The 20942-nt window shown below is 69.9% G+C and carries 16 protein-coding genes; 3 read left to right on the top strand and 13 right to left on the bottom strand.

Annotation, left to right across the window (positions count from 1 at the left end; genetic code table 11):
* Positions 1-52: 52 nt before the first annotated feature.
* The gene (locus HLH27_RS06010) at positions 53-1873 is read right to left on the bottom strand and encodes a peptidoglycan-binding protein (protein ID WP_182948650.1); all 1821 of its coding nucleotides are present in this window, start codon (positions 1871-1873) and stop codon (positions 53-55) included.
* Between the two features lie 49 nt (positions 1874-1922).
* Positions 1923-3608, bottom strand: a complete 1686-nt coding sequence (locus tag HLH27_RS06005) for a hypothetical protein (RefSeq protein ID WP_182948648.1) — start codon at positions 3606-3608, stop codon at positions 1923-1925.
* 188 nt (positions 3609-3796) lie between these two features.
* Between HLH27_RS06005 and HLH27_RS06000 the strand changes: the two genes are divergently transcribed.
* On the top strand, positions 3797-4858 hold the full coding sequence (locus HLH27_RS06000; protein ID WP_182948646.1) for an NAD(P)H-dependent flavin oxidoreductase: 1062 nt from the start codon (positions 3797-3799) through the stop codon (positions 4856-4858).
* Between the two features lie 14 nt (positions 4859-4872).
* On the opposite strand, the gene HLH27_RS05995 is transcribed toward HLH27_RS06000, so the two are convergent.
* From HLH27_RS05995 to HLH27_RS05960, 8 genes are all read right to left on the bottom strand, one after another.
* Positions 4873-6015, bottom strand: a complete 1143-nt coding sequence (locus tag HLH27_RS05995) for a glutathionylspermidine synthase family protein (RefSeq protein ID WP_220790297.1) — start codon at positions 6013-6015, stop codon at positions 4873-4875.
* A 15-nt stretch (positions 6016-6030) separates the two neighbouring features.
* Positions 6031-6387, bottom strand: a complete 357-nt coding sequence (locus tag HLH27_RS05990) for a hypothetical protein (RefSeq protein WP_182948644.1) — start codon at positions 6385-6387, stop codon at positions 6031-6033.
* A 40-nt stretch (positions 6388-6427) separates the two neighbouring features.
* Positions 6428-6694, bottom strand: a complete 267-nt coding sequence (locus tag HLH27_RS05985; RefSeq protein WP_182948642.1) for a hypothetical protein — start codon at positions 6692-6694, stop codon at positions 6428-6430.
* Positions 6695-6843: 149 nt separating this feature from the next.
* A complete protein-coding gene (locus HLH27_RS05980; RefSeq protein WP_182948640.1) occupies positions 6844-7800 on the bottom strand; it encodes a Tim44 domain-containing protein in 957 nt (318 codons plus the stop codon).
* A 35-nt stretch (positions 7801-7835) separates the two neighbouring features.
* Positions 7836-9176, bottom strand: a complete 1341-nt coding sequence (locus HLH27_RS05975) for a TldD/PmbA family protein (RefSeq protein WP_182948639.1) — start codon at positions 9174-9176, stop codon at positions 7836-7838.
* On the bottom strand, positions 9173-10438 hold the full coding sequence (locus tag HLH27_RS05970; protein ID WP_182948637.1) for a M16 family metallopeptidase: 1266 nt from the start codon (positions 10436-10438) through the stop codon (positions 9173-9175). Before HLH27_RS05970 ends, HLH27_RS05975 begins: the two co-directional genes overlap by 4 nt.
* A 64-nt stretch (positions 10439-10502) precedes the next feature.
* Positions 10503-11900 carry a threonine synthase gene (gene thrC / locus HLH27_RS05965; RefSeq protein WP_182948635.1) on the bottom strand — a complete coding sequence of 466 codons (1398 nt, stop codon included), beginning with the start codon at positions 11898-11900 and terminating at the stop codon, positions 10503-10505.
* A gap of 44 nt (positions 11901-11944) precedes the next feature.
* Positions 11945-13084: a major royal jelly family protein gene (locus HLH27_RS05960; protein WP_246375519.1), complete on the bottom strand. Its 1140-nt coding sequence runs from the start codon at positions 13082-13084 to the stop codon at positions 11945-11947.
* Between the two features lie 154 nt (positions 13085-13238).
* Between HLH27_RS05960 and HLH27_RS05955 the strand changes: the two genes are divergently transcribed.
* The gene (locus HLH27_RS05955) at positions 13239-14555 is read left to right on the top strand and encodes a DUF6056 family protein (RefSeq protein WP_182948633.1); all 1317 of its coding nucleotides are present in this window, start codon (positions 13239-13241) and stop codon (positions 14553-14555) included.
* Positions 14556-14573: 18 nt separating this feature from the next.
* Here HLH27_RS05955 and HLH27_RS05950 read toward each other — a convergent pair whose 3' ends face one another.
* A complete protein-coding gene (locus HLH27_RS05950; protein WP_182948631.1) occupies positions 14574-16070 on the bottom strand; it encodes a carboxypeptidase M32 in 1497 nt (498 codons plus the stop codon).
* A 78-nt stretch (positions 16071-16148) separates the two neighbouring features.
* Here HLH27_RS05950 and HLH27_RS05945 point away from each other — a divergent pair, with 78 nt between their 5' ends.
* Positions 16149-18032 (top strand): tetratricopeptide repeat protein, encoded by a 1884-nt coding sequence (locus HLH27_RS05945; RefSeq protein WP_182948629.1) that lies wholly within the window; start codon positions 16149-16151, stop codon positions 18030-18032.
* A gap of 24 nt (positions 18033-18056) precedes the next feature.
* On the opposite strand, the gene HLH27_RS05940 is transcribed toward HLH27_RS05945, so the two are convergent.
* Both HLH27_RS05940 and HLH27_RS05935 read right to left on the bottom strand, forming a co-directional pair.
* Complete coding sequence (locus tag HLH27_RS05940) at positions 18057-19370, bottom strand: MFS transporter (protein ID WP_182948628.1); 1314 nt, start codon at positions 19368-19370, stop codon at positions 18057-18059.
* Between the two features lie 183 nt (positions 19371-19553).
* Positions 19554-20924 carry an NAD-dependent succinate-semialdehyde dehydrogenase gene (locus tag HLH27_RS05935; protein ID WP_182948626.1) on the bottom strand — a complete coding sequence of 457 codons (1371 nt, stop codon included), beginning with the start codon at positions 20922-20924 and terminating at the stop codon, positions 19554-19556.
* Positions 20925-20942: the final 18 nt, after the last annotated feature.

Here is a 20942-nt window from a genome sequence, read left to right as displayed (position 1 = left end):
GGGGCCATCCTGACGCCGGTCGCGGGGAGCGGCGGCAGGATGGCCCGTTTGCCTAGCGTTTCGAAAGCGCGCGGCGCCTGCGGACGAGGACGATTGCGATCAGGGCCGCGACGACGGCGCATCCGAATATGAGAGAGGCGACCGGGCCGATGGAGCGGGCGGCGACGGCTTGCGGCTTTGCCGCCTGTGGCGCGGTGGGGGCGGGCTGGGCAGGTGGCGGTGCTTCCGCTGTGGCCGTGGTCGTTGGTGGGGCGGGGGTTGCCGGGGTGGTTTCGGATGGGATCAGCGTGGCCGCGTCGTCGTCGGAGAGGAAGCCGTCGGTCGCCGGGCGGTGGGCGGCCTGTTGCCAGGCGGCGATGGCGGCACGCGTGGCCTCGCCATACAGGCCGTCGACCACCGTATCGGCCGGCAGGTAGCCGAGTTCGACCAGTTTTTTCTGGAGCGCGATGTGGCGCTCCAGCGGGCGCTGGCTTTCCATGAGCGCGGCGCCGGAGAGGCGGACGCGATATTGGGCCGCCAGCCGGTCCATGGCGGCCTCGTAGCAGGTGGCGGCGTTCGGCGGGAGGTCCTGGGCGCCGTCGCCGGGAACGGGGAGGCCGCAGGACTGGTTGGCCGTGTTCTGGTCGAGGACGACCTGCTGCTTCAGGTCCTTCCATCCATCCTGGCCGACCTGGTGGCGCAGCGCGTAATAGACCTGGTCGAACATCAGCTCGTGCCGCGCGGCTTCGCTGTCTTGGCACAGCATCGTGGCCACGCCGTTGTCGGCCGGCGGAGGATCGCAGGGGAAATCGGGGTGGTAGGGGCCGGACGGGGCGGAGCCGGCGCCCGCTGCGGGTTTGTCGGACAGGAGGGCGCGGGCCTGGGCCTCGGACATATAGTCGTTGCGGGTCAGGAAGGCGGCCAGACCCTGCGGGAAGGGGAGCGGGGCGCGGTCGGCCTTGGAGCAGTAGCGGCCGTTTGCGGTTTCCTCGGGGGATTTCAAGCTGCATGCCGAGACGCCGAAGCCGCTCTTCGCCGAATTCTGCGCGCGCGGCAGCATGTGCGCCCAGGCGGCGGACAATTGGCCGAGGCGGGCCCGGGTTGCGACGTAATAGGCCAGGTAGCCGTTGGGTTCCGACCGGCCCGATGCCTGCCATTGCCGGGTCTGCCTCGCCAGATCCTCCACCAGATAGGAGCGGTAGGCCGGATCGTCGCTGACATTCGCCAGCCGGCCGTCATGATAGCGGGAGAGGATGACGGGGGTGAAGGACCCGGCATGGGAGGCGAATGTGTAGAGGAACGCCTGGTCGTAGGTCACGATGACGGGGGCGGGCGCCCCCGGCACGGCGACGATCTCGGGCGGGCCGCCGCCATCCTGCATGCCCAGGTCCGCATGCGTCCATTGCCCGTTCCGGCTCCGGCCGAAGATGGATGTGACCTCGCAGCAATGCGCGCCGCCGGTATAGGCCGAGACCATGATCTGCGGCACGGTGGACGCGGGGTCGAGCTGCCGGATGCTCAGCTTGAGGTCCATGAAGCCGGCATCGGCGCCGTAGGGGGCCAGCGGAAAGGATACCTTGTGGGCCTGGCCCGTGGCCTCGATGGATAATGTGGCGATGCGGCAGGTGGCAGCCGGATCGGGGTCGGCTGGCTGCCACGCCATGGCGACGCCGCATTGCGTCGACGATTTCAGCGTGATCGATGCCGTCAGCCCGTCGGCGGCGAGGTCGAGCCGCGACCGGTCGCCCAAGCCGGCTTCCGCCAGGGCGGGAACGGCGTGCGAGGCGGCATGTGCCGGGTGGGCGCACGCGGCCAGCATGGCGAGCGTGAGAAGGCCGCCGGACGCGGCGCGCCGGTTGCCGGCCATGGCGGCGCTGGGAAATGTCTGTGGCATCAAGCGCCTCTCCGGTTGCAAGCGTCCTGTGACGGTCTGTTCTGAAACGTCATTTCGGCTTTTTGGATGCGCTTTTCCGAGGGGGCGTGGCCATGCTGTCGCGCAGGAAGACCATGATTTCCTCGTCGGAGGGCTCCGGGACGTCATCGTCCAGATCGGGGAAGGCCGCGTAGCGCGGTTCCAGGGTCTGGCCCATGATCGCGACCATGATGGGAATCTGCCGGAGCGGCAGGCCGTTGATCATCTCGCGGGCGGTGATCGCGAAGGAGTCCGCGAGGGGGTCGTCGCGATCCTTCAGGAGCAGGGCCGTGCGTGCGACGAGGGTGGCCCAGAACGTCCGGCGGGTTTCGAGCAGGGCCCATACCGCGTCCATGCGCGCCGTCGAAGAGCCGGTGCCGTTGCGCAGTGCCTCGTTATCCTCCAGCCAGCTGGCCAGGACAGGATAGTCGGCCGGCCAGTCCGCGCTGGCGGCGACGAGGCGTTCGCATGTTTCCGCGTCGAGCGAGGCGAGGGCGCCTTCGGGGTCGTACCGGTGGAGCAGGGCCTGGACGGAGGCGTCCTCTGCCGGGCGCAGGTCGGCGATGGCGCACGCATCCACGATATCGACCAGGCCGGGGGCCGGAGACACACCGTTTGCGAGCCCGTCGGCCAGGGCGAGGCCCAGGACGGACTGCACATAGGCCAGCGAGACGTCGCCCTTTTCCGCGGTGAATGTGATCTGTCGCAGGATGTCGCGCTGTTCCGCCGCGTTGGCGCAGGGGGCGAGATAGGCGTCCTTGACGCCGAATCCCTGCTTGAGCAGGACGGTGGCGATGGAGCGCGTCCGCCCTTTCTGGAGTGCGATCCCGAGGCTCTGGCTGCCGACGCCGTCGATGGGGCTGGAGACGCAGCCTGTGATCCGGGGGGCGGGCGGAGCGTCCTGCGCGGGGGCGAGGCCGGTGCGGATGGCGCTTTTGATCAGGGTGTCCACGCGCTGGCGGGTGGGTTTATGGGTGATCCATGTCCTGAGGACCGCAAGACGGCCGAGCGCCTGTGCGCTCAGTTTTCCGGCGGCCAGCCGGTTGGCCAGGCCTTCGCGCGCGCCGTCGCGGACCGGTTCGGACGGGTCGAGAAGCCACGCGCAGGCCAGCGCCTCGAAGCGCGGATCGGGGTTGGCGGCGGCCAGTGCGCACAGCATGCGTCGGGCGGGCGCCGGAATCCCGGGCAGGACTTCGGCAAATGTCTGGTGCAGGAGCGAGGGATCGTGGCCGACGCTGGTGACGAGCTCATCGAGAATGGCCGCGAATGCTGCCTCGGGGCTGGCATGGTCCCCAAGGGAAATCGCGGAGGTTTCCTCCAGCACCGCCTGTTCGTCGGGTGCCAGGCTCTCGGGGACCGGGAGGCCGGCCCTGACATAACAGCGGGTGATCGCCATGCTGCCGCCGAGCGTGAGCGTGCCGTTTGCGGACAGGGCGGCAAGATGGTCCGACAGGGCGTCCAGGCATTGCTTGCCGAAATGCTGGCCGTCTTCCTGCGCCATGCGGGCCTGGTCGAGCGTCATTGCCAGGAGTTCGCACGGTTCCGGTTCCGGATCGGTGCCGGTTGGCGTGGATGCAATGGCCTGGGCGAGGGCGCGGACATTCTGGGGATCCATGGCCAGCGCCCGGGCCGCGTCCATCTTCATGTCGTGAAACAGGCGATCAGAGTCGGAAGCCGCGAGGGAGGCCGGCGGGATGCTGGATTTCTTTTTCTTCACGATATTCCCTCGTGGCTGGCGGCAGCAGGCGATTTCATCGGGAAATCCGGTGTCGAGGATATCATCGGCGCGACTCTATGGGGCGGTTCGCGGCCTGGTCAACCGCAGGCGCGCGGCTTTCGTGGCAGGCCCGGCGCCCGCGATGGTAGAGATGGCAGGCAATGCCGCACTTGCAGGGAGCGTGGTTCATGTCCGGTTTCGAGCGCCTCGGTCTGGCTGTTCCGCTGATTCAGGCGCCGATGGCGGGGGTTTCCACGCCGGCCATGGCGGCGGCGGTATCGGAGGCCGGCGGGCTTGGGTCCATCGGGGTCGGCGCGGTCGACGCGGCGGGTGCCCGGGGGATGATTGCCGAGATCAGGGAGCGAACCGATCGCCCGTTCAACGTGAACCTGTTCGTCCATGCGGCACCGCGCCGCGACCGGGTGCGCGAGGCGGCGTGGCTGGCGTGGCTGGGCCCGGTCTTTGCCGCTTTCGGGGCGCCGGCCCCGGCGGCGTTGCGTGCGCCGTACAGGCGTTTTGCCGACGATCCGGAGATGCTGGACATGCTGCGTGCGGTCCGGCCGCCGGTCATCAGCTTTCATTTCGGGTTGCCGCCGGCGGAGATGGTGGCGGCGCTGCGCGCGACCGGGGCGGTGCTGCTGGCCAGCGTGACCTGTCTGGACGAGGCGCGCGCGGCCGAGGCGGCCGGGATGGATGCGGTCGTCGCGCAGGGGATCGAGGCGGGCGGGCATCGGGGGGTGTTCGATCCGGCCGCGCCGGACGACGCGCTGGGCATTCTTGCGCTGACGCGGCTACTGGTGCGGCGGTGTCGCGGGCCGGTGATAGCGGCCGGCGGGATCATGGATGGTGCGGGGATGGCTGCCGTGCTCGACCTGGGGGCGGTGGCGGCCCAGATGGGGACGGCCTTCATCCTGTGCCCGGAATCCGCCGCTGACGCGGCCTATCGCGCGGCGCTGGCGGGGCCGGGGGCCTTTCATACCCGGCTGACCAGCGTGATTTCCGGCCGGCCGGCGCGGGTGCTGGCGAACCGCTTCACGGCCCTGGCCGATGCGGGGGCGGTGCCGGTGCCGCCGGATTATCCCGTTACCTACGATGCGGGGAAGACGCTGCATGCCGCGGCGAAGGCGCGTGGAGAATTCGGGTTCGGGGCCCAGTGGGCCGGGCAGGGGGCGCCGCTGGCGCGATCCATGCCGGCGGCGCAGCTGGTGGCCTGCCTGCGCGACGAACTGGCGGCTGCCCGGAGGGGGTAGGTCTGGGGCTAGGTCTATCCGGCGATCAGGTGGGGCACGATGGGCGAGGTGTGGCGGATGACGGCATCGGGGCTTTCGCGCACCGTGATGCCGGCGAAATGGCTGCCGACGATCCAGGCGCCGATGGAGGCGGTGACGCCGTCGATGCGGTGATCGGCATAATGCTGGTAGATCCGGGGATAATCGCCGTAGGTGCCCGGTTCCAGCGCCAGCGTTTCCTGACCCGCGACGATGCGGACATTCTCGCCGCCGCGTGCGTGGATGGGTTTTTCGACGTAATGCGCCATGCCCTCGGGCGTCCACGCGGCGGGCAGCAGGAGCGGATGGCCGGGGTGATGCCGCCACAGTGCCGGCAGCAGCGCCTTGTTGGACAGGAGTGCCGTCCAGGGCGGGTTGAGGAACCGGCAGCCGCATCGGCGCAGGTGGCGCGCGCCGGCATCGCGGAACATCAGCTCCCACGGATACATGCGGATCATGGTGCGGACAATGCGGCCGCGATGCAGTAATCGTCCATCGGTACTGATTTCGAGGTCGCGCAGTTCGCATTGCACCGCGTCCAGCCCGGCCTGCCGCGCCCAGTCGATGTAATAGCGGGCATGGACGGCGTCTTCGCGATTGTCGGGGTAGGGGACGACATGGACGATATCGTCCAGCCGGTCCTGCGCGCGGAGTGCCGACAGGTGGTTGACCAGCGCGGCCTCGCTGAGCGCGCGGTCGCCTAGCGCGGGATGTGTCGCGCGCCGCCATGCCGCCTGCATGCGCGTGCTTTCGGGCAGGGTGGCGGGGGTGTCGGCATTATATTCGATCAGTTTCGGCCGGCCGCCCTGCCATGCGAAATCGAACCGGCCGATCAGGAAGGAATCGCGCCGTGCCCAGGAGTCGCGCACCACCGGCTGCATGGCTTCGGGAATGTGGAAGGCGTCGAGGCCGCGCGGGGTGCGGGTGGCCTCGTCCACCAGGGCGAGGCACATGCGATGCAGCGTCTCGGCCGCGCGGCGCAGGGTTTCGGCGGCGGTGGGGGCGATGGCGTAATACGCGTCCTCGCGCCAGGCGAGGCTGCCGTCATCGTTGCGGTAATAGGTGTAGCCGAGCGTGTCGGCGCACTGCTGCCAGTCGGGGCGCGGGGAGCAGCCGATGCGCCTGATGCCGGGGATCATCGGGGGCGGAGCGGCCTATTCGCCGCCGCCGCCGTGACCGGCGGCGCTGCCGCCGAAGCCGGCATGGCCTGCCGATTCCGCCTCGCCCTCGCCGCCGCCTGTGCGGCCGGCGCGGGAATCGTCGTCATTGTCGCCGCGACCGCTGCCGGTGAGGAATGCCATCCCGCCGGAGGAATGAGGGTGGTGATCGCACTCTTCGGGCCGGCGGTCGTGCGCCGTGTCCGGCGGATGGGTGCCGGGGGCGGCGGGCGGTGCATCCTGCCGGCAGGCCTGGTCGTCCGCCTGATGGCTGGACGTGACCAGGAACGATGTTGCGCCTGCGATCCCCAGCGCCCCGGCCGCCACGAGAATGACAGTGGACTGTTTGTTCATCGGTACGATCCTGAAGGGTGTCGGGTCCTGGCGGGCGCGATCATTCCGGCGCCACGGCGCGGGTGGCGAGCGTGGGCATGCCGTCCGAGATGCGGTCGCGCAACTGGCGCAGCCGGGCTTGCTGCGTGCGGGTGTGCTCGATGGCCCGCCGGTCGTTTCCTGCCATTTTGGCCAGGGCCCGCGTCACCTTGTCGGCGGCCTGCGACGGGGCCTCGACCTGGCGCGGATCGACGCCGCGCTGGGCGGCGGTGGTGCGGGCGGCCTTGAGCTTTGGGTCATCGTCCGCGCCCACCTCCTCGTGCGTCATGCAACGGGCCCGTAACGCTTCGACAAAAAAACAGGTCCGTCAAGGACCTTGTCGGGCGTCGGGGCAGGGTGTGGGGAGGGAGATGGGCCGGGGTTTTCCGGTCGATGGTTCCGGCGGGGAGCGATGCCGCGCCCCGCCGGGGAGGCGGGTCAGCGGGTCTGCTGGATGGCCGAGAGCAGCCAGCCGCCGCCGCGCGAGGGGCGCATGAAGGTCCAGAGTTCGGTGACGCTGACGCGCTCGGTCGAGCTGCCGTCGATGACGCGGCCGGTCATGTCGGTGGTGATGTCGATCATGGAATAGCGCATCGCCACCGTGGCGTAGTCGAACCCGCTCTCGCTCCATGCCTCGGACAGGTCGCCATGTTCGAAGCGGACGTCGGAGACGACGTTGCGCGCGCCGCGGCTGGCGAGGTCGGAAAGCTGGGCGTTGAAATAGCCCACCATCTCGGGCGTTGCCATATGTTGCAGCGCCGGGAGGTTCTGCTGGCTCCATGCCGCCTGGACGTCCATCAGCAGGCGCTGGAACGCACGGTAATCGTCGGGGGTGATCGTGACCGGGGCGCCCGAGGGGCCGGCCTGGCCGTAGGAGGGGGGAGCGGCGATCGGCGCGCCCTGCCGGGCGCCGCCGCCGAAGCGGCGCACCAGCCAGCCGATCAGCAGGCCCAGCAGCAGGAGCTGGACCAGCATGCCGAGGAAGCTGCCGCCGCCATGCAGCCCGCCGGCGATGCCGTGGCCGAACAGCACGCCGAACAGACCGGCGCCCAGCATGCCGCCGAGGAAGCCGCTGGCGAACGGATGCGGCCGCGCGGCATAGGGCGACCCGTAGGGCGCGCCATAGGGCGAGCGCGGATAGGAGGACGGCCCGTTCATGTATCCGCCGGACGAGGGCTGGGTGATCGAGCGCTGCATCGGCGCCGCCCCGTAGGGCGCGGTCTGGGTGGGGGCGGGGGCGCTGTAGGTGCGCGAGCCCCGGCTGCCGATCGAGGAACCGCCGCCGGGCCGGGCATCGGCACCATGGGACAGCAGCGGCAATACCGCCAGGGCGGTGCCCAGCAGCAGGACGCCGAGGCGGCGGGCGGTGCGGACGGGCTGGGACGGGGTGGTCATGGCTGTGTCCATTTCTCCAGTCGTGCGGGTCCGGCTCAGGAGCCGGCGATCATCATATCATCGATGCGGATCGTGGGCGCATTGATGCCGCGGCGGAACACCAGGTCGTCCGCCAGCATCATGCGGGCGAACATGTCGTTCAGGTTTCCCGCGATGGTCAGTTCCGCGACCGGTTCCGCAAGCGTGCCGCCCCGGATCATGAAGCCGGAGGCCCCCCGGCTGTAGTCGCCGGTCAGCCCGTTGATGGCCGAGCCCATCAGCTCGGTAATATAGATCCCTTCCGCGATGTCGGCCATCAGCGCCGCCGGGGTGGGGGCGCCGGGGCGGGCATACAGGCTGCCCAGCGAGGGGCCGGGCGGCGCGCTGCTGCCACGGCTGGCGCGGCCGTTGCCCGGCAGGCCCAGTTGCCGGGCGCTGCGGGAATCCAGCGCCCAGTTGGCCAGCACGCCGTCCTGCACGATCGCCAGTTCGCCGCAGCGCACGCCCTCGCCGTCGAACGGGTGGGCGGACAGGCCGCGCACGCGCGTGGGGTCGTCGAGGATGTCGATGCCCGCGGGCATGATCCGCCGGCCCATCCGGTCCTTGAGGAAGGAGGTGCCGCGCGCGATGGCGGTGCCGTTTACGGCCCCGGCCAGGTGGCCCAGCAGGCTGGAGGAGACGCGCGGATCGAAGACCACATGCATGCTGCCGGTGCGCGGGCGGGTGGGGTTGAGCCGGGCCACGGCCTTTTCGCCCGCGCTGCGCCCGATCGTGCCCGCATCGGCGAGGTCGGAGAGATGAACGGTGGCGTCGTAATCGTAATCGCGCTGCATGCCGGTACCCTGGCCGGCCAGCACGCTGACCGACACGGAATGGCTGCTGCGGGCATAGCGGCCGGAGAAACCGGCCGAGGTCATGAGCACGATGTCCGCCAGGCCGAAACTGGCCGAGCCGCCGCTGCTGTTGGTCACGCCCGCGACCGCAAGCGCCGCGTCCTCGGCCGCGCGGGCGCGTGCCATCAGCGCCGCCGTGTCGGGCCGCGCGCTGTCCAGAAGGTCCAGCCCGGTGCCGTCGACGAAACCGTGTTCGGCCTGGGGCGACAGGCCGGCATGCGGGTCCTCGGGCAGGACGCGGGCCATGGCCAGCGCCTGCTCGACCAGCGCGTCGAAGCGCGCCGGGTCGAGGCTGGTGGCCGAGACGATGGCCGATTGCCGGCCGGTGAAGACGCGCAGCCCGAGGTCGCAGGTTTCCGACCGTTCCAGGTCCTCGGTCTTGCCGTTGCGGATCTGCACGCCATGGGCCGTGCGGGCCGTGTAGACCGCATCCACCGCATCGGCGCCGGCGGCGCGGGCCTTGCCGATCAGGGTGCCGATCAGGTCGAGCGGGTCGGTGCTCATGCCGCCAGAGCCTCGGCAATGGAGCCCAGGGTGGGCATGTTGTGCACCGGGCCCAGCGACGCCAGCGTGGGCGTGCCGCGGAAGACGCGGGCGGCGACGCGCCGGACGTCGTCGATCGTGACCTTGTTGACCAGGCTGACGGTCTCGGCCGTGGGGACCAGGCGGCCGAAGACCTGCAACTGGCGGGCCAGCTGCTCGCACCGGCTGCCGGTGCTTTCCAGCGACATCAGGAGCGACGATTTGAGCTGGGCGCGGGCGCGGTCCAGTTCCTCCTGCCCGACCTGGAGCTGCACCTTGCGCAGTTCCTCCAGCGTCACGGGAACCAGTTCGCCGACCTGGTCGGCGCCGGTGCCGGCATAGATACCGAACAGGCCGCCGTCGCGGAACGGGGCGTTGAAGGAATAGACCGAATAGACCAGGCCGCGCTTCTCGCGGATTTCCTGGAACAGGCGCGACGACATCCCGCCGCCGAGCAGGGTGGAGAGCAGCAGCACCGGGTAGTAATCGGGGTCGCCGTATCCGACCGAGGGGAAGCCCAGCACGACATGGGCCTGGTCGAGATCCTTCTCGCGCCGGAATTCGCCGCCCGTGTAGCGGGAGTCGAAGCTGGCGGGGCTGCCCAGGGTCGGCAGGTCGCGGAAATGGCGTTCGGCCAGGGCGACCACGTCTTCATGATGCAGGTTGCCCGCCGCCGCGACCACGGTGTTGGCGGTCGTGTAATGGCCGCGCATGTAGCGCATCAGGGTCTCGCGGCTCATGTCGCGGATCAGGGCCTCGGTGCCGAGCGTGGGGCGGCCCATCGGCTGCTCGGGGAACGCGGTTTCCTGGAAATGGTCGAAGATGATATCGTCGGGCGTGTCGTTGGCCTGCCCGATTTCCTGCAGGATCACGCCGCGCTCGCGCTCGACCTCATCAGGCGCGAAGCTGCTGTGGGTCAGGATGTCGCCGATGATGTCGGCGCCCAGGGCCAAGTCTTCCTTCAGCAGCTTGACGTAATAAGCGGTGTGCTCGCGCGCCGTGTAGGCGTTGATATGGCCGCCCACATTCTCGATTTCCTCGGCGATGCCGGCGGCGCTGCGGCGTTCGGTGCCCTTGAAGGCCATATGTTCGAGGAAATGCGAGACGCCGTTTTCCTCGGCGTGCTCGTGGCAGGTGCCGGCGGCGACATAGGCGCCGAACGACACGGTTTCGACCCGGTCCATGCGTTCGGTGACCACGGTCAGGCCGGAAGGGAGGCGGGTTACGTTGATCTGGTCGGTCATCAGGGTCCTGCGTGACGGTCCGGCCGGCAGGGCCGGACGTCCGGAGAAAGGGAAGGTATGGGCGTCAGCTGTTCTTCATCACCGCCGCGCGGACGCGGTCTTCCACCGCATCCAGTTGGTTGGGCACGACGTCATAACGCTCCGGCCGGTCGAACAGATCCGCGAGATGCGGCGGCAGGGCGGGGCGGATGCCGACCGCCTGCGCCATCGCATCGGGGAATTTGGCCGGATGGGCGGTTGCCATCGCCACCATCGGGATGCCGGGTTCGCGGAACATCCGCCCGGCGGCGATGCCGATGGCGCTGTGCGGGTCCGCCAGATACTGGCTGGACCGGTACAGAGTCCGGATTTCGGTCTTCGTGTCCTCGTCGTCAAGGGCGAGGGCGTGGAACAGGCCCGAGGCCTGGCGCCAGACCGCGTCCGGGACCACCATGCGGCCGGTGCTGCGGAAACCGGTGACGGCGCGGGCGCAGGCCTCGGCGTCGCGGTTCAGCAGTTCGAACAGCAGGCGCTCGAAATTCGACGAGACCTGGATATCCATCGACGGCGACAGGCTGGGCACGACCTCGCGCGCGCTCATGTCGTTGTCGCGCAGGAAGCGGGTCAGGATGTCGTTGCGGTTGGAGCCCACGCACAGCGCGCGGACCGGCAGGCCCATGCGGCGCGCGGCCCAGGCGGCGAGGATGTTGCCGAAATTGCCGGTGGGTACCGCGAACGAGACCTCGCGGTCGGGCGCGCCGAGGGCCAGGGCGGCGTAGACGTAATAGGGGATCTGGGCCGCGATGCGGGCCCAGTTGATGGAGTTGACCGCCGAGAGCCCCATGTCCTGCCGGAAGGGGGCGTCGGCGAACATCGCCTTCACCAGGTCCTGGCAGTCGTCGAACGTGCCCTGGACCGCCAGGTTGGTCACGTTGGGTTCCAGCACCGTGGTCATCTGCCGGCGCTGGACGTCCGACGTGCGCCCCTCGGGGTGGAGGATGACGATGCGCACGCGCTCGCGCCCGCGGCAGGCCTCGATCGCGGCCGAGCCGGTGTCGCCCGAGGTGGCGCCGACGATGGTGACGTGCGCGTCGCGCTCAGTCAGCACATGGTCGAACAGCCGGCCCAGCAGCTGCATCGCCATGTCCTTGAAGGCGAGCGTGGGGCCGTGGAACAGTTCCTGGACGAACAGCCCGTCTTCGACCTGGACCAGCGGCACGATGGCGGCGTGGTCGAACCCGGCATAGGCTTCCCGGCACAGGCGCAGCAGCACGTCGGGCGCGATGCAGCCGGCGGTGAAGGGCGCGATGATGCGTGCCGCCAGTTCGGGATAGGGCAGGCCGCGCAGGGCCCGCCAGTCGTCGGCGGTCAGGACCGGCCAGCTTTCCGGCAGGTAGAGGCCGCCATCCTCGGCGAGACCGGCCATGAGAACCGAGGAGAAATCGCGGACGGGGGCCTGTCCCCGGGTCGAAACGTAGCGCATGCCCCCTTCATACCGCCAAGCGGGCCCCACGCGAAGGGGTTGTGTCAGCGGATCGGAGGGGGGAGGGCGGCAGTGTCGATGCGATAGATCGTCAGCGGCCACTGGACCGCCATCTGGCCGTGATTGAAGCGCGGCGTGCGGTCGAGCTGGGCGGTGGGGATGTAGAGCTGGCCGGACGGCGTGATGGCGGGGGTGGCGGGCCAGCGCAGGCGCGGGTCGAGGACGATGCGCTGGTAGATGCGCCCGGCGGTGAAGCGGAAGATGCTGCCGGTCGAGATATCGTCGAAATAGAGCGTGCCGTCGCGGGCGACCGTCATGCCGCCCAGCGGAGGCGTCTTGTACCAGAGCGTCGCGCTGTCATCGAGTTCGAAGCTGGTGATGGTGGTGTCGGTCAGCAGGTCGGTGCCGATCCGGTAGAGGGGGCCGCAGAAGGGCTGGTAATAGAGCCACTGGCTGTCGGGGCTGATTTCGATCTCGTTCGCATGGACGATCGCGGTGTGGCCGGTCGCGTCCTGCACCACCTGGCCGCCCACGGTGATCGGGCGCTGGGCGGTCAGGGAGGGGTGGTGGTCCATCAGGCGCCGCTGGGGCCCGTGTTCGAGATCGATCACGATCAGGCCGGGCACGCCGGAATCGAGGATGAAGGCGTGGCCCCGGCCCACCCGGACGCCCGCGACGCGGCTGCCGGGGCGCAGGACGGCCGGGTCGACCGTCCATGTCCGGGTGACGGTGCCGGTGCGGGTGTCGAGCCGCACCAGTTTGGCGGGCGCGACGGCGCGGTCCGCGCTGTCGAAGCCGCTATCGAGCACCCACAGCGTGCCGTCTTCGACCAACTGGAGGCTTTCGGCCGACACCAGGCGCTTTTCGGGCGGGGTGGCGGGGTCGTTCCAGCCCGCATCGGGGTAGGGGTGCGTGGTGCCGTCGGCGTCGCGCAATGCCAGGGTCGGGCCCTGGGTGCCGGTGGAGGTGGGGGAGTCGAGGATCATGCGGCCGTCGGGCAGGACCACCAGGGCGGTCCAGACCTGCGTGGTCGACTGGGCGACCGCGACCAGCGGGGCGGACGGGTCGAGCGGCGGCGCCGGCTTGGCGGCCAGGGCCGGCACGGCGGCGGAGAGGATCGACGCGGCCAGCGCGGCCGGCATCACGCGGGACGGGAGGGAGAGGGTACGGAACATCGGCGCCATGTCGCCACGATCGCCCGCCGAAGGCAACCTGTCGGGCGAGAGGGGCAGGGCCCCGCATGCGGGGACGCTGGCGCGAATGGCCCGGAACGGCGCGGCCGGCGGAGGGCCTGGGGATTGCTTGACAGGGTCGGGTGTGCCGGCCAACTACGCGGTCATGAGTGCCAGACTGCGTCGCTTCCCGCTTGCCGACCGTGGTCATGCCGTGGGGTTGGGCCTGTGCTTCCTGTTCCTGGTCTGGGCGAATATCGTCACGCCGCTATGGGCCGACGATTACTGCCGCACCGCGCCGTTCAGCCTGACGAGCCCGGTCCTGCTGGCCTGGCGGGATTATTTCCAGTGGACCGGCCGGTTTTTCGCCACCGCCCTGACCTATTTCGCCCTCGCCACCCTGCCGCCATGGTGGATGATCGGGTTCGATATCCTCAACGCGCTTGTCTTCGTCGGGCTGATCGACACCGTGCTGCGTCTGGGATGGATCGCGGGCGGGAACCCCGTGAAGGCATCACGCGGTTTTCTGGCCGGTGTGACCGACATGGTCGTCGTGGGGCTTCTGGTGTGGTGGCTGCCGCGGACCATCGGGGAGGTGGCGCTGTGGAAGACCGGCGCCATCGGCTATCTGTGGCCCGTGGCCGGTGAGCTGTGGCTGCTGCGGCGGATGCTGGAGGGGCGGGCGACGGGGCGTTTCTGGATCGGGCCCTTTGCCTTCTTTATCGCGAATTTTCTGGAGCCGCTGTCGCTGGCGATGTCGGGCGTCTTCGCGCTTTACGGGGTGCGGCAGCGGCGGCAAGGGCGGCCTGTTCCGCTGGCCCTGATCGTGGGGCAGGTGCTGGGGACGATGGTGCTGCTGGGGGCGCCGGGCAATTTTGCCCGCACCCATGTCGTGGCGTCGAGTTCGGCGATGGATCGCGTTGCCGGGATTGTCAGCAACCTGGGCAGCCTGTTCGATCCCTGCTGGATCGTTGCGCTGGTGCTGATTGTGCTCTGTTTCGTGGGGCGCCCGGCGGGCGGGCGGGTGCTTGCTGCCGGGAGGGGCTGGGTCTTCCTGCCTCTCGCACTGGTCTACATGGCCACGCTGCTTGGCGTGCCGCGCGCGGCGCTTGCGGCGCGCGTGTCGTTTCCGGCCAGCATGTTTCTGGTCTGCTATGTGGCGGCGCTGTTCCTGCTGCGGCCGGTTGGCCCGGTGCGGGACCGGCTGGTCGGGGTGATGGCTGTCATGCTGGTGGGGGTGCATCTTGCGGTCTGCATCGCGGACCTGACGCGGGTGGCGGCCATCAGCCGGGCCTGGGCCGCCGACCCGCAACTGGCGCGGGGGGCGGGGAGCCACGCGGTGCTGCCGCTGGTGAAGATCGGCCGGAAGACGCTGTATGTGCGCAAGGACATCATGTTCGCGGGGCTGACGCCGAACCCCGCGCATTTCATCAATGCCTGCTACGCGCGGGCGAAGGGCGTTGCGTCGGTCGTGGCGCGGTAGGCGCTACCGTGCCGCTGCCTAGGCGCCGCAGTAGCGTTCGCGCAGATGGGTGCGATAGGCGGCGGTGGAGGGCGGGGCGCCGGTGGCGGCGGCCACGATCCCGGCGGTGGACAGGCGGCTGGCCTGGCCGTGCACATGTTCGCGCAGCCACGCGACCAGGGGCGCGAAATCGCCGTGCGCGATGCCCTGCGCGATGGCGGGATCGGCGTCGAACGCCGCCTGGCGCAGTTGCGCGGCCAGGATCGCGCCCAGCGTGTAGGTGGGGAAATAGCCCCATGCGCCCGAGGGCCAGTGGATATCCTGCAGGCAGCCCAGCCGGTCGTTGGGCACGTCCAGTCCCAGCAGGTCGCGGATGCCGGCATTGAAGGCTTCCGGCAGGTCGCGCAGGGGCAATGTGCCGTCGATCAGCGCGGTTTCCAGCTCGTAGCGGACCAGCACATGGGCGGGGTAGGTGATCTCGTCGGCATCGACGCGGATGAAGCCGGGCTTGACCTGTGTGACGGTGCGATACAGCGCGTCGGCCGACCAGCCCGGATCGGTCGCGGCCGCGCCGAACGTCTCGCGCAGCAGGGGGGCGACCCAGTCGATGAAGGGGCGGGAGCGCGCGATCTGCATTTCCATCAGCAGCGACTGGCTCTCGTGCAGGCTCATGCCCCGGGACTGGCCGACGGGCAGGGTGTGCCATGCCGCCGGCAGGCCCTGTTCGTAGAGCGCGTGCCCAGTCTCGTGCACTACGCCCATCAGGGCGGAGAGGAAATCCGCGTCGTCGTAGCGGGTGGTGATGCGCACATCGTCCTCGGCCCCGCCGCAGAACGGGTGGATGCTGACATCCAGCCGGCCGCGCGCCATGTCGAAGCCCAGCGCCGTCATGATTTGCCGGCCCAATGCCTCCTGTTGCGCCACGGGGAAGGGGCCGGTGGGGGCGACGACCGGGGGCAGGGTGGCCTGGTGGGCCTGGGCCTCGGCGATCAGGCCGGGGAGGTCGCGGCGCAATTCGGCGAAGACCGGGTCGATATCGGTGCGGCGGGTGCCGGGGTCGTACTGGTCCAGTAGCGCGTCGTAGGGCGGCAGGCCCAGTGCCGCGCCCTTGACGATGGCCAGTTCGCGCGTGCGGTCCAGCACGTCGGACAGGAGCGGCAGCAGGGCGGCGAAATCGCCATCGCGGCGGGCGGTGCGCCATGCGACCTCGCACCGCGATGCGGCGCGGGACGAGGCCTCGACCAGTTCGGCGGGGACCGAGGCGGCGTGCAGCCAGGCGCGCCGCATTTCGTGCAGGTTCGCGGCCTCCCACGAGCCGGCCGGGGCTTCCGCGCGTTCCAGCAATTCGCCGACGCGCGGGTCGGTCAGCATGTCGTGGCACAGGACGCTGAGGGTGGCGATGCTGTCGGTGCGGCTGTCGGCGGCACCGGAGGGCATCATCACATCCTTGTCCCATCCCAGGATGCCCAGCGCATTGCGGATGCGCCCGATGCGGGCGAAATGGCTGGTCAGGTCCTGGTAAGCGCTTTGTGGCATGGTCTCTCTTCTTGCGAACGGGACGGGCTGTCGCACTCTGGGCGATGGCGGGCGGCGGATGCAACCGGGACGAACGGAATGGACGGACGACAGGACAGGGTGGCCGGGGCGATGGCGAGGCTGGCGGCAGGCGACCGCGACGGCGCCGCGTCCCTGCTGCGCGCGGCGCTGGCCGACGCACCGGACGACCCGGAGATCCTGCACGGCATGGCCTGTGTCGCCCGTGCGTCGGGCCGGCCGGACCTGGCGATCGGGCTGGCGGGGCGGGCGATCGCGAGCCTGCCGGCCGCGCATTTCCATATCACCCTGGGGTGCGCGCTGCATGAGCAGGGGCATCTGGAGCCCGGCCGCGCCGCCCTGCATGTCGCGACCCTGCGCGAGCCGCGCGACGCGCGCGCCCATGCCGCCCTCGCCGCCGTGCTGGGGGAGATGGGACGCTGGAGCGAGGCCGAGGCGAGCCTGCGTGCCGCGCTGGGCCTGCGGCCGGGCGACCCCGCGCTGCTGCTGGACTGGGGGCGGGCGGCGATTATGGCCGGCGGAGCCGGGATCGCGGGGCGGCTGGTGGCGTCGGCCGGGCTGTTCGCCGCGCCGGATGCCGGGCGGCTACACGCGCTGGCGGTGCTGCTGTCGGAGCGGGGGCAGCATGGGGAGGCGGAGGGCCTCTACCGGCTGGTGCGGGATCTGTGCCCGGACCAGGGGGCGGCGTGGGCGAATCATGGTGCCGTGCTGTTTGCGCTGAACCGGCATGACGAGGCGTTGGTGGCGCTGGAGCAGGCCGACCGGTTGGCGCCGGACGTGGCCGAGACGCTGAACAATCTGGGGCTGGTGCGGATGGCGCTGGGCGATCTGCCACGGGCGGGCGAGGCGCTGGCGCGGTCGCGGCGATGCGCGCCGGAGGATGTCCGGATTGCCGTCAACGACGCGACCATCCTGGCCGAGCTGGGCGACGATGCGGCAGCCGAGGAACTGCTGCGCGGCGTGACGGCCGACCCGGTGGCGGGACGGGGCGTGGAGGGGGCGCGGGCGGAATTCAACCTGGGCACGCTGCTGCTGGCGCGGGGGGCGATGGCGGAGGGGTGGCGGCATCTGGAGGCGCGGGGGCGCCTGCTGCCCGAGAGGCGCTGGCCGGGTGTGGCAGCGTGGGATGGATCGGCGCTGCCCGGGGGGCGCCTGCTGCTGCATGCCGAGCAGGGGGTGGGCGATGCGATCCAGTTCCTGCGCTATCTCCCGGAGTGCCTGCGCCGGGTGGAAGTGGTGCTGGACCTGCCGCCGGCGCTGCATCGGCTGGTGCGGACCATGCCCGATCCGGACGGGTTGATCGCGTCGCGCTGCACGCTGTGGCCGGTCGGGACGCCGCTGCCGGGCGATGTGGCGGCCCGTTGCGGGTTGCCCAGCCTGCCGCATCTGCTGGGCATGGCGGAGGTGCCGGCCTTTGCGCCCTATCTGCTGCCATCAGTGGGTGAAGGCGATGGGCGGTTGCGGGTCGGGGTGTGCTGGGCGGGGAACCCGGCGTTTCGGTTCGACCGGAGGCGGTCGATCCCGCCGCATGTGCTTGCGCCGCTGGGGGATGTCGGGGGGCTGTGTTTCGTCAGTCTCCAGCATGGGGTCGCTGCCGGGGCGCTGCCCTTTGTCATGGAACCGGCCGCCGCGGGCGACTGGCTGGAGACCGCGCGGGTCGTCGCCGGGCTGGACCTGGTGATCACGGTCGATACCGCCATGGCGCATCTGGCGGGGGCGATGGGGCGGCCGGTCTGGCTGCTGAACCGCTTTGGGGGCGATTGGCGGTGGTCCGCCGCGTTCGACCGGGGGGCGCCGCCATGCTGGGGGAACGGGACCAGCCGGTGGTATCCGTCGCTGGAGCAGTTCAGGCAGGCCGGGCCCGAGGTGCCGGAGCGGGCATGGCAGGCGCCGGTTGCCGCGCTGCGGGCCGCGCTGGCGGGCTGGCGGCAGGGCGGCCGATGAATATCGCGATTCTGCCGGGATGTTTCATGAGGAGGCGCCGGTTTTCAGGGGCGCGGTCACTCGCGGGGCGGCATGCGTCTTCTGGAATTGCAGGGCCTGCAGACGAAGATAGCTGAACAGCCCCAGGCCGGCCATGGCCGCCATCATCCAGCCCGGGAACAGCGGATTGCCGCTGACGGCGATCAGCCAGGTGACGGCGGGTTGGGTCAGGCCGCCGAACACGGAGACGGCGGTTGCGTAGATCACGCCGAACAGGAAGGAACGGCTGTGGGGCGGCAGGGCGTCCAGCACGGTCTTCCACATGCTGCTCATGACGAAGCCCGACAGGGCGAACATGGAGATGTTCAGCGCCATCTGGCTGCCGAGGCCCGGATGGTGGATGGCGTAATGATAGACGATCGGCGACAGGGCACCCGTCAGGAGGGTCACGCCGATCACCATGCCGGTCGGGTCGGGATAGCGGGCGATGAAGGCCATGCTGGCGAGGACGCTCAGTGCGCCGAAGGCCAGGCCGGCCGTCATGGCGGCCATGCCGGTTGCCGGCGAAAGATGGAGCACCGACACCGCGTAGCTGACGCCGAAGCTGCGGAGATAGGTGGAGACGGTTCCGCTGACGATGGCGAGGAACACGAACAGGATCACCTTGCGGACCGCGCGCCGGTCCTCGGGCGAGGATGCCGGGTGGCGATGGGGGGCGATGGCGTGGCCCGCGGCAAGGCTGCGAAGGAAAAGGCCTGCCGGGACGATGACGAGTCCGAGGATGAAGGGCACCCGCCAGCCCCACGCGAACAGGGCATCGTGCGACATGGTGAGAGACAGGACAAGGCCCAGCAGGACGGCGAGCAGGCTGCCGAGCAGCTGCGTCATGTACTGAAGCGTGCCGAAGACGCCGCCGAGGCCGCCGGGGGCTGCGGAATAGAGCAGATCGGTCGCCGGTCCGACTTCGCCGCCATCGGAAAAACCCTGGAGCATGCGGGCGAAAATGATGACGATCGGGGCTGCGATGCCGATGGAGGCCGCCGGGGGTGTCGCCGCAATCAGGAACGAGCCCAGCCCCATCATGGCGAATGTCGACATCAGGGCCGCGTGCTGCCCGCGTGCCCGGGCGAAGCGCCCGACGATGACCGCGCCCAGCGGGCGCATGACGAAGCCCACGGCGAATGTCATCAGCGCGTAGAGCAGGTTCACCAGCGTGCCGGCACCGCCGGGGAAGAACGCATGGCCGATCATGGGCGCGAAGAACGCGTAGGCCATGAAATTGTAGAATTCCAGGAAATTGCCCGCGCAGGCGGCGCCGATCAGGATGCCTGCCCGGGCCCGGCCCGCATTCTGTGCCATCGCTTCGTCTTTCCGTCCTGTTCCGTGCGGCGGGGGCCCGCCTGGCCGTCAGGGCCGGGCGGGCATGCGACACGAATATGGGCGGTTTCGGAACGTTCTGGAAGCGGGCCGGACGACCCCCGCCGGTCCCTGTGGCTGCCGCGTATGGGCGGGCAGCCTGGAGGGCCGGGGGAGTGGCGGGGGTCAGGGCGTGTGAATGAGCTTGTGGTTGACGAATTCGGTGATCCCGAATTGCGACAATTCGCGGCCGTAGCCCGAATTTCCGATACCGCCGAAGGGCAGGTCGGGGGCGGAGCCGGTGATGTCGTTGACGAAGACCATGCCGGTTTCGATCTGCTCGGCCACCTTGCGGCCGCGCGCGACGTTGCGGGTATGCACCGAGCCGCCGAGCCCGTAGGCCGAATCGTTGGCCAGGGCGATGGCTTCGGCCTCGGTCCCGACGGGATAGATGGTGGCGACGGGGCCGAAGATCTCCTCATGGAAGATCGGGTTGTCGCGGGTCACGCTCGTGAGGATCGCGGCGCCCATGAAGAAGCCTTCCTGCTTCAGGCGCTTGCCGCCGGTTACGAGGGTGGCGCCATGCTTCACCGCCTTTTCGACCTGGGAGATCGCGCGTTTCATCGCGTCCTCGCTGCTCATCGGGCCGTGGGTCACGCCCTGTTGCAGCGGGTCGCCGTAGCGGAATTCGCCGATGGCCTTTTCCAGGCGGATCGTGAATTCGTCGACCAGGGAATCGTGGACGATCATCCGCTTGGCGGCGGTGCAGACCTGGCCGTTATTGGACATGCGGCCCGCGACGGCGCGCGGGATGACGTCGTCCAGGTCGGCATCGTCGAGCACGATGAAGGCATCGGCGCCGCCAAGTTCCATCGTGCTTTTCTTGAGCGCGCGGCCGGCCTGGCCGGCCACCGCGCTGCCGGCGCGCTCGCTGCCCGTCAGGGCGACGCCGCGGATTTCGGGGCGGGCGATCAGGGTCTCGGACTGGTCGTTGGTGATGAACAGGTTGGTGTAGGCGCCTGTCGGGGCCCCGGCCTCGAGGAACAGGGCCTCGAAGGTCTCGGCGCATTGCGGCACGCCGGGGGCGTGCTTCACCATCACCACATTGCCCGCCATCAGGTTGGGGGCGGCAACGCGCGCGAGCTGGTAATAGGGAAAATTCCAGGGCTCGACACAATAGATCACGCCCAGCGGCTGGCTCAGCACCGTGGCGTGGCCCTGGGCGACGTCCAGCTTCATCGGGGCGAGGAAATGTTCCGCCTTTTCGGCGTAGTAGGTCAGGATGTCGGCCGAGAGTTCGATCTCGGCAATCGCTTCGGGAAGAATCTTGCCCATTTCGATGGAAATCAGGCGCGCATGTTTTTCCTTGTCGCGGCGCAGGATGTCGGCGGCCCTGCCCACGATGGCGCGGCGTTGGGCGAAGCTGCGGTGACGCCAGTCATCCTTCCAGAGCTGATGGGCGATTTCCAGTTTTTCCTGGAGCTGTCGGTCGCTGTGCAGGTCGAAGACTTTCTCGGTCTTGCCGGTTGCCGGATTGATCGTGCGATAGGTGCTCATCGGTCGGTAATCCTACGC

The sequence above is a fragment of the Gluconacetobacter takamatsuzukensis genome, from assembly GCF_014174275.1.
Lineage (GTDB): Bacteria > Pseudomonadota > Alphaproteobacteria > Acetobacterales > Acetobacteraceae > Gluconacetobacter > Gluconacetobacter takamatsuzukensis.
Note: the sequence above shows the minus strand (reverse complement) of the source record. Positions and strands in the feature narration are given on the sequence as shown.